Genomic DNA, 9,520 nt, shown 5'->3' on the forward strand with positions numbered 1-9,520 from the left:
AAGGTGCCATGTCAAACAAGACTACCATTATCAGCTGGAATATAAACAGCATCGGCAGACGTTACGACGAACTGAAACAACTCGCTGAAGCATATAATCCCGACTATATTTGTCTTCAAAAAGTCAGGAACAAGACATCTCTCGACAAATTTACGATTCCGGGGTATCACTCGTTGTTCACATTCGATGATTATGGTTCTATGAGTGGGGTCATGATATACACAAGAATCAAGGAGGGAATCGAGCCGATTCTGCAACTTGACTCTATGCCCAAACGCATATTGACTCCGCTATTGAGTGCCGAAGGGCATCTTCAGGTATATGATTGTGGACACTTTAACCTTGCCAATACTTATGTGCCTTTTGCCAATCCTCAACTTGAAGGCGCAGAAGAATATCGCAAGGTGTGGGACGAGCGGTTTCGTAAACTTATAGTTGAACTGTCAGGGAAATTGCCAATTATCATCTGCGGAGATATGAATATCGTACACACGGATAAAGATACCTTTGAGGACAAATACATTCAGAATCGGCCCTGTTTCTCTCAATGGGAAAGAGAGGCATTCGATGCTTTGTTGTCAGAGTCCAATCTGGTCGACGCTTTCCGTTCAATACACCCGGAAGAACGGAAACCTTCCTTTTATGGCAATTTCAGATTTTTAGGTATAGGAAACCGCATTGATTATTTCCTCATTAGTCGTTCATTATTGCCTGACGTTATTGATTGCGATGTGCTGACAGACTTCGGAACGGGTCAGAGTGCGCCCATAATTCTCACGCTGAACGAACATGGTTAAACTGCGGTGTGTTGTCGAGCATATCACTTACCAGAATCAGGGAAACGGCTGGTCGGTGATGAAAGTCAAGGTCAAGGGATATGACAATCTCGTGACCCTGACCGGTTCGTTGCTCGACGTACCCGTTGGTAGCGTCCTTCTCGTTGACGGAGACTGGCGTGTTGATCCGAGATACGGTCAGCAGTTTGTTGCACAGTCATGGATGGAAGTAATGCCCGCTACAATTTACGGCATTGAGAAATATTTGGGCAGCGGTCTGATTAAAGGTATAGGTCCGATATATGCAAAAGCCATTGTCAATCGTTTTGGTCTCGAAACGATAGATGTTATAGAGAACGACATCGAGCGGTTGCTCGAAGTTCCCCGTCTTGGTCGGAAACGGATGGAGAAAATACGCGAAAGCTGGGAGAAACAGAAAGACATCAAGGAAGTAATGGTGTTCCTTCAGGGCTATGGTGTCAGCACCGCTTTCGCCGCCAAGATTTATCGCAAATACGAGAAGGAATCCATTGCCAAGGTAAAAGAAAATCCCTATCAGCTTGCCGATGACATCTGGGGTATCGGCTTCAAGACCGCCGACGGTATAGCCTCCAAGATGGGCTATGAGAAGAACGACCCTCGCCGTTGCCGCAGCGGAATACTATATACCCTCAACGAACTTGCCGAGGAAGGACACGTCTATGCCGAGCCGGAGCAATTAGTTGATGCCGCTGTCAAATTGCTGGACGCTGAGGAATCGCCGGTACGTCAGGCCCTCGCTTCGATGATTGAAACCAACGATGTTGTCTTGGACAACGAGGTAATATATCTGCCTCCATTCTACCATGCTGAGAATGGTTCCGCAAAGCGGTTGCAGTCCTTGCTTTCCGACACCTCTTTGTTCAATGCGGACATTGCGGCAGAACCGAAGGCTGAATATGGCGCTAAGCCGGGCGGCATAGTCTATGACGACGTGCAACAGGCGGCAATCCAAAAGGCTCTTGATTCAAAAGTGATGGTGCTGACAGGCGGACCGGGAACAGGCAAGACTACCACAACACAAGGGATAATCGAAGCCTTCAAAGCCCGGCACATGAGCATTCTTCTTGCCGCTCCCACCGGTCGGGCCGCCAAGCGAATGACTGAAGCCACCGGAATGGAGGCAAAGACTATCCACCGACTGTTGGAATACAACCCGATGGACGGATACAAACGCAATGACGAGAATCCTCTGGATGGTGACGCACTGATTGTGGATGAATGTTCTATGATTGACATTCTCCTATTCTACAATCTGATGAAAGCCATTCCATCGAATATGCGTCTGATACTCGTGGGCGACATCGACCAGTTGCCGAGTGTCGGGGCAGGTAATGTGTTGCGCGACATCATAGACTCCCAACAGATCCCGGTTGTCAGGCTCACTCGCATCTTCCGTCAGGCACAGTCGAGCCGAATAGTTATGAACGCCCATGCTATAAACGCCGGGCAGTTTCCGAATATCAAAAACGGTCTTGACACAGATTTCTTCTTCATCGGTCAGGAGGATGCCGATGATATTGTCAAGCTGATTATCGGACTCGTGCGCGACCGTCTGCCGAAGAAATACGGCTATCCGGCAAAAGAGATTCAAGTATTGACCCCAATGCAACGCGGCACAGTCGGAGCCGGCAATCTCAACATTGAACTGCAAAACGCGCTTAATCCGTCGGGGCCGTCACTTGCACGTGGCGGATATACTTTCCGACAGGGCGACAAGGTGATGCAGATTCGCAATAACTACGACAAGAACGTATTCAACGGCGACATCGGCTATATCACCGCTGTCGATGCCAACGAACGGACTCTGACCGTCACATTCGACAGCCGCCTTGTAGAATACGACATAACCGAGCTTGACGAGATTGTATTAGCATACGCCGTCACAATTCACAAGAGCCAAGGCTCGGAGTTTCCGGTTGTGGTGATGCCTGTGACGATGAAACACTTCGTTATGCTCCAGCGCAACCTCATCTACACCGGCATAACCCGCGCCAAGAAAATATGCGTACTCGTAGGCACCACCAAAGCCCTCGCATACGCCATAAAACAAAACACCGTCTCCAAGCGCAACACCAAGCTGAAAGAGCGGCTAAACGATATATAATGAAGAAGTTATTTTTACTAATCATATTGGCACTGGCATTCACTTCCTGCAGAACGAAGCAAACTTCCATAGAAGTTTCAGGGCTTGTTTCTTGTGAAGGTGATAATCCTGTCCTCGTTCATCCGTTTATCATGAGATTGTCGGATGGTAAAACATTTGTGGGAGATGAGACCGGGCATTACACAGTCAAGGCTGTGAAAGGTGATGCTTTGGTGTTTTCGTATGTAGGAACTGTCAGTGATACCATAAAAGTAGAAAATGAACGGCTTGACGTAAAACTCAAGCTATATATTCCCGGAGAGGATGAATATGTTTATGTGGATTCAATCCGTAGTCTTCAGAATGAGTTGACTTCATTTGTTGAAAATAAAGATGCCCGAATAGGTATTGCGGTTATTATCAACGGCAAGGATACCGTAAGCGTGAATGGTTCAAAGGATTTTCCGATGATGAGTGTGTTCAAGTTTCCGCTGGCATTAGCGGTGGCTAAATGGGTGGATTCAAACGGAATGTCTCTAAACGACAGTATTGCTTTCGGGCCGAAAGCCTTGATAAAAGACACTTATAGCCCGATGCTGAAGAAATATGGCTCGGGATTGTATAAAATGTCCTTTAAGGAACTCCTTGAATGGTCGTTGATTGAAAGTGATAACAACGCTGCGGATTTATTGCTGAAACGAGTCGGAGGTACAGCCTGTGCTACTACATTACTGAAAGATGTAGCGGGCGAATTGGATATTACGATAGGCGCATCCGAACAGAATATGCACCAAGACCCCTATACGAGTTATCTCAATCGTTCTACACCGCTGGCTATGGCTACGTTGTTCGACCGATTTGACACTGAAATAAAGAACCGTTCAAAATCGTTTTCAGATATATCCGTCATGCTGGAACAATGCCGCACAGGTCTTGACAGACTGGCAGCTCCATTTATCGCGACAAATGCCATTGTCGGTCATAAGACCGGGACCGGATTCCCGACACCCGAAGGCAGAATATCGGCAATAAACGACTGTGGCTATATCCATCTGCCAAACGGCACACAATATACAATAGCCGTCTTTGTCGCTGATTCTGCCTACGATATGACGGAGACCTCGAAGATTATAGCAGACATATCGGAAATCGTTTTCAAATCGTTGATAGGTAGCAAATAGTTTATGGGAAAAGTTAAGAACCTGATTGCACTCGCAATCACATCGCTGACACTCTATGCGTGCTCGACCACACATCAAGACAATGGTTGGTATCCGGTGGATAATTCTGATAATATCGAAGGAGAAGCAATCGCAACGACAAATGATTTTGAAAGAGTGTCTCTTGATACAGTGACTGATCCTGACATTGCCTTTATTCAAGGCATCTTGAAACAGGATAGAATTTCCGACTGGACAGATGCAACAGAACAAAGGATCGGCAAACGTATCGGGTTTGTTTACAAGGATTCTGTAATCATGGCTCCCACCGTAAACTGCCGTATAGAAAGAGGCAGTTTCTCAATCAACAGCTCCGACAAACAGCTCATACTTGAAATATACAATTCTCTCGACTGTGATAAAATTGAGCCTCCGTATGTAATGCCTCAGAAGAGCTATGCCACGGCTGAGGGTATGACAATGAGGATTGTCAGCCCTGACCCGGTCAAAATTCCTGTGGATTCTCTCGTTGTGGAATTTACAAACAATAGTAACGCAGATTTGACTACCGGAGAATGGTATCGAATAGATACTAAATCTGATGAAGGAAACTGGATTCAGGCACCGTACTCAAAACAGTATCTTGACCTCTTGGCAAAGGGAACTGAGGTATGCTTCAATGGTATAGGATATTCATTGAAACCAGACGGCTCATTCAGAATGACAGTAAAGTCATGGCTATATGATCTGAGTGATAAGTCTGCCGCTTACCGCCTTGTCAAGACATTCAGTTATCCTCCATATCCGATTCAGAAGAGCGATACGGCATACGTTGAATTTCAAATCAGATAAATATAAATGCTTAAATCAATTAAATTGGCTATATACCTCATAGTTATGACTACATGTGCTATGCAAGCTTCCAGTTGTACTCACAATGACAATATTGTCTCTGTCTCTGCACTGGAATTTGAAAAAGAAATCAAATCTGATTCGGTTCAACTGGTTGATGTCCGCACTCCGCAGGAATACACCGAAGGACATATCGACGGAGCGTTGAACATCAATGTGCAGTCCGATGATTTCAAGGATATGGCTCAGCGAAATTTGTCGAAGGATTCTACCGTGCTTGTCTACTGCCGAAGCGGTCGCCGCTCATTGGACGCAGCCGAGATGCTGACCAACTGTGGTTACAAGGTGGTTAACCTCAAAGGCGGTATCATCGAGTGGAAGGGGGACGGTCTGCCGGTGGTGTCAGAGCAGGAGAATTAACTTTCGCTTGTCTGAATAGTCTAATAAAGAAAACTGCAATGAGAAAGATTCTTTTTATATTAACTATGGTCGCAAGTCTGTCGGCTTCAGTCGCATCAGCTCAGCAACGGTGCGACAGTCATCACGAAGACAGACCATGTTATGAGCATCGAGGCCGACATCATCGTTCGCCATACTTCGTCAGTGAAAATAAGGTCTTTTTTGATGACAGAGAAATCAAGGGCGCTTCGGCTTCGGGGTTCTCCATACTGCGCGACGGTTATGCCAAGGATACATGGAGCGTCTATTATTGTGGCGCAAAAATGGACGGGGCTTCAAGCAACTCATTCAAGGTATTGGGCTACGGCTACGCCAAAGACACGTGGAACGTCTATTATGACGGTTGCAAGATAGATGGCGCATCCTCTGATAGTTTTGATGTCCTTTCCGATTGTTATGCCAAAGATACATGGAATGTTTATTTCGACGGCAAGAAAATCAACGGAGCGTCATCAGACAGTTTTAAGGTACTCAGTGACGGTTACGCCAAAGATACTTGGAGCGTGTATTTCGACGCAGTTAAGATTGAAGGGGCTTCCCCTGAGGGTTTCAAGGTGCTTCGTGACGGCTATGCCAAGGATACTTGGAATACTTACTATTTTGGAAGAAAAATTGACTGAATATGAAAGGAACGACAATCAAACAGCGGGTGGAACTCAGCTCTTATTGCTGGATTATAACATCTCTGACAACCGCTTTTATCTGCGGCATGTTCATTTGCTGCTTAAAAATAGCTGATAATGATATTGCAGTATGGTTATGGGGAGTTGCTGTCGCGGTCTTGTTCCTGTCAGCTTTATGCTATATGCCATTATCCATTTCGTTGGATAATGAAAGCCTGAACATCAACAGGTCCTTGAAAATCAAATCAATTCCATTGACAGAGATTGCGAATGTCAAGCTGTGCGCTCCGACTATGGGCGCAAAACGAATCTGCGGCAGCGGCGGATGGTTCGGATGGTATGGCTGGTTCTCGGAGAAAGACCTTGGCAAGTATTTCGCCTATTACGGCAAAGCCTCCGACTGCTTCCTCGTAACGCTTAAAAACGGCAAGAAATATATGCTCGGCTGCAAGGATACTCCCAAAATGGTCAATGCAATAAACGAAATAATTAATCAATGACAAGAAAATCAATTCTGTCGGTAGCCACGGCGCTGGCAATACTCACCGCATCATGCGGAGGTAACAAGGAAAATAAGGAGACTGCCGACAATCAGCAGAAAGAGACTGTTGCGAATGTGGACGTACATGGTCAGTGGTATCTGGAAAATATCGTTTTCAGTGACTCCGATTATGTACGCCCGTCGGAGAAAGTACCCGGAGTGCGTCAGTATATCGTTTTCGAGGACAGCACTTACTTTATCCAGACCAACTGCAACACATTCTCCGGCTCTTACACGGTCAAAGGTGATTCGATCACACTCGGTGACGGCATGATGACCGAAATGGCCTGCGACAACATGGCTACCGAAGATGCAATTCGCAGGATTCTCCCGAATATCGCCACGGTCTATATTCAGAATGATTCCATCGCACGTCTCGACAGCCGCAATCCGTCGGAATACATCGTACTTCGCAAGGCTCCGATAGAGATAAAATGATACAGATAGGCAGATATAAATTGGGATTCGCACCGTTGTCGATGATAGTTGTTTTCATCGTCCTCTCGGTATGCGCCATTGTCGCGGCGTTCCATCAAGAGCAACCGGAATGGTCTATGCCCTTGTCGCACATCATCATAATCAATGAAGGGATGGCTATACTGGCAACTATGGTTTATGGCATATTCGTTCACTTCGCGATTGCAATCATCAATAAACTACGAAAATGAATATAGAGAAAGTACGGGAATATTGTCTTTCATTACCATTTGCCACCGAAAAGTGTCCGTTCGGTCCGGACACTCTCGCTATGGAGATTGGCGGGAGAATGTTTTGTCTTATGGCCCTTGACGGACAGTGGGATTTTTATAATCTCAAAGTCGCTCCTGATTATGGAGTGGAGTTGTGTGACAGATTTTCAGGAATACGCCCCGGCTACCATATGAACAAACGTCATTGGATCTCTGTGGATTTTTACGGTGATGTGCCGGATAAACTTCAAGAACAGCTTATTTATCATTCCTATTGTCAGACAGCTAAGAAACTCCCAAAGAAGATACAGACCAAGTTTGGTCTCACAGAATTATTGGATACTTTATGAAAGAACGACAGAAACAAATGAAACGGTGCTTTTGGGCGAATCCTAAAAATCCGCTCTATATAAAATACCACGATGAGGAATGGGGACAGCCGGTTCACGATGATTCAAAGTTGTTGGAACTGCTTATTCTGGAGTGCTTTCAAGCGGGGCTGTCATGGGAGTGTGTGCTTAACAAGCGAGAGACGTTCCGCGCAGCTTTCGATGGCTTTGACCGCGATGCTATACTCGCTTACGATGAAATAAAGGTTGACGAACTTATGTCCACTTCCGGAATCATTCGTAACAGAGCCAAAATCAAAGCGGCAATCTCGAACACTTCGGTTTTCAAGTCTATTCAGGAGGAATTTGGTTCGTTCGATGCTTATATTTCAGGCTTCTGTCCCAAAGAGCCTATTTTCGACCATACGTCCACAACCTCCACAATTTCAGATGCCCTGTCAGCCGACCTGCGTAAACGGGGCATGAAGTTTGTCGGCTCTACCACAATCCACGCCTTCCTTCAGTCCATAGGAGTATTTAACTCTCACGAACCCGACTGCTATTTATATCAGGGCAAATAATAACATTATCCCCATATTGTTGTTAAAGTTATATGGCACGATACCCAAACATATTCGCAGGTGGTATGGCTTCCTGCAATCTAAACGGCAGAAATATCTCTATCATTAACGGAGAAGTTTATGTTGATGGAATTCACTATGTTCCGGAATCTGAGGCCGGAACGGGAGAAGACTACAAACCATTTACACCCGGCAAGATGACAGACCACAAGTTCGATGTTTCATCGGATTTCGATTCCATCATATCAAAAGGATTTGTCGATGTGGTATTCACCCAATCTGATAAAGACGAGGATTTTGATGTCAGAGGAAGACTGCCCGAGAACCTTATCAAAAAGATGAATATTGAGGTTTCGGGCGGAACGCTATACATCTCCATGAAATCAGGTTCATACGAAAACGTTGTCGTTAATGGTGAAGCTCCCACAATCTATGTCAGTAACAAGATATTGAAAGATGTATCATCTTCCGGTAGCGGCGATTTTACAGTCAATGGCGACCTGAATGCCATTGATGGATTCACAGTTCGCAACTCCGGAAGCAGCGACTTCAAATGCGGGGTCATAAAAGCGGCTAAGAAAGATGTCACAATCTCCACATCCGGATCCGGCGATATAGAGCTTGCCGGAGTAGAGGCTTATGTTTTCATGGTACACATATCCGGTTCTGCTGATGTTGACTGCGGCACTGCCAAAACGAAGATATGCTCCATTTACATAAAAGGCTCAGGCGATGTGAAAATCAATGGAAGTACGGAATCTGTCAATTTCTCAATAGCAGGCTCCGGAGACATAGACGCAAGCGACTTCAAGGCAGATACAGGCAAAGCCTCCGTTGCCGGCTCCGGCGATATACGCTGTAATGTCGAACGGCTCTCTGACCGAGTCAGAGGCTCCGGCGACATCCATAATAGGTTTTAACCCTCTAATACGAAATAAAATAATGCGGTCGTTCCAGTTTAAGTTGGTGCGACCGTATTTTGTGTTGCAACCCATTTAATTCAGCCCTTTTCGGTCTTTCCCCCACGGATTTTTACAGAAAATCAGCCTGTTTCATTGCGGTTTCAGAATTTATCACTAAATTTGCATAATTCGCAAATCGCATTGACTATGGCAAAGTATATAAACCGAATCAAAGTAGTGCTTGCAGAGCAGCACAAGACCAATCTTTGGCTTGCGCGGGAACTCGGCAAAGATCCTGCAACGGTTTCAAAATGGTGTACGAACACCGCTCAACCTTCACTGGAAACACTTCACGATATTGCCGAGTGTCTGCATATTCAATGATTCGGTAAAATTTGAGGTCGTTCAGTCTTGGCTAAGCCGCTAACTGAGCCAACCGATGGTTTATTTTCTGAATTATTTTTAGATGCGGAGATTTTCCGC

The 9,520-nt window shown here is 45.6% G+C and carries 12 protein-coding genes; all 12 read left to right on the plus strand.

Annotated features, from left to right (window positions below; all coding sequences use genetic code 11):
• Positions 1 to 8: 8 nt before the first annotated feature.
• Complete coding sequence (locus QGT73_RS10475) at positions 9 to 797, plus strand: exodeoxyribonuclease III (RefSeq protein ID WP_123486530.1); 789 nt, start codon at positions 9 to 11, stop codon at positions 795 to 797.
• Positions 790 to 2,922 (plus strand): SF1B family DNA helicase RecD2, encoded by a 2,133-nt coding sequence (gene recD2 / locus QGT73_RS10480; protein ID WP_123486529.1) that lies wholly within the window; start codon positions 790 to 792, stop codon positions 2,920 to 2,922. Before QGT73_RS10475 ends, recD2 begins: the two co-directional genes overlap by 8 nt.
• On the plus strand, positions 2,922 to 4,082 hold the full coding sequence (gene bla / locus QGT73_RS10485; RefSeq protein ID WP_280122408.1) for a class A beta-lactamase: 1,161 nt from the start codon (positions 2,922 to 2,924) through the stop codon (positions 4,080 to 4,082). The genes recD2 and bla overlap by 1 nt, the downstream gene beginning before the upstream one ends.
• Positions 4,083 to 4,085: 3 nt before the next feature.
• Positions 4,086 to 4,913 carry an immunoglobulin-like domain-containing protein gene (locus QGT73_RS10490; protein ID WP_123486528.1) on the plus strand — a complete coding sequence of 276 codons (828 nt, stop codon included), beginning with the start codon at positions 4,086 to 4,088 and terminating at the stop codon, positions 4,911 to 4,913.
• Between the two features lie 60 nt (positions 4,914 to 4,973).
• Positions 4,974 to 5,333: a rhodanese-like domain-containing protein gene (locus QGT73_RS10495; RefSeq protein ID WP_276928847.1), complete on the plus strand. Its 360-nt coding sequence runs from the start codon at positions 4,974 to 4,976 to the stop codon at positions 5,331 to 5,333.
• Entirely contained in the window at positions 5,288 to 5,992 is a 705-nt protein-coding gene (locus QGT73_RS10500; protein ID WP_371136632.1) for a DKNYY domain-containing protein, read from the plus strand. The genes QGT73_RS10495 and QGT73_RS10500 overlap by 46 nt, the downstream gene beginning before the upstream one ends.
• A gap of 185 nt (positions 5,993 to 6,177) precedes the next feature.
• Positions 6,178 to 6,495 (plus strand): PH domain-containing protein, encoded by a 318-nt coding sequence (locus tag QGT73_RS10505; protein ID WP_160631432.1) that lies wholly within the window; start codon positions 6,178 to 6,180, stop codon positions 6,493 to 6,495.
• Entirely contained in the window at positions 6,492 to 6,974 is a 483-nt protein-coding gene (locus QGT73_RS10510; protein WP_123486524.1) for an META domain-containing protein, read from the plus strand. Before QGT73_RS10505 ends, QGT73_RS10510 begins: the two co-directional genes overlap by 4 nt.
• Positions 6,975 to 7,200: 226 nt before the next feature.
• Positions 7,201 to 7,575: an MmcQ/YjbR family DNA-binding protein gene (locus QGT73_RS10515; protein WP_280122409.1), complete on the plus strand. Its 375-nt coding sequence runs from the start codon at positions 7,201 to 7,203 to the stop codon at positions 7,573 to 7,575.
• Positions 7,576 to 7,592: 17 nt separating this feature from the next.
• Positions 7,593 to 8,135 (plus strand): DNA-3-methyladenine glycosylase I, encoded by a 543-nt coding sequence (locus QGT73_RS10520; protein WP_123486521.1) that lies wholly within the window; start codon positions 7,593 to 7,595, stop codon positions 8,133 to 8,135.
• 32 nt (positions 8,136 to 8,167) lie between these two features.
• Positions 8,168 to 9,055, plus strand: coding sequence for a head GIN domain-containing protein (locus QGT73_RS10525; protein WP_123486520.1), 888 nt, complete (start codon positions 8,168 to 8,170; stop codon positions 9,053 to 9,055).
• Between the two features lie 189 nt (positions 9,056 to 9,244).
• A complete protein-coding gene (locus QGT73_RS10530; RefSeq protein WP_280122410.1) occupies positions 9,245 to 9,421 on the plus strand; it encodes a helix-turn-helix transcriptional regulator in 177 nt (58 codons plus the stop codon).
• Positions 9,422 to 9,520: the final 99 nt, after the last annotated feature.

Origin of the sequence: Duncaniella muricolitica (genome assembly GCF_910574735.1) — a bacterium.
Taxonomy (GTDB): domain Bacteria; phylum Bacteroidota; class Bacteroidia; order Bacteroidales; family Muribaculaceae; genus Duncaniella; species Duncaniella muricolitica.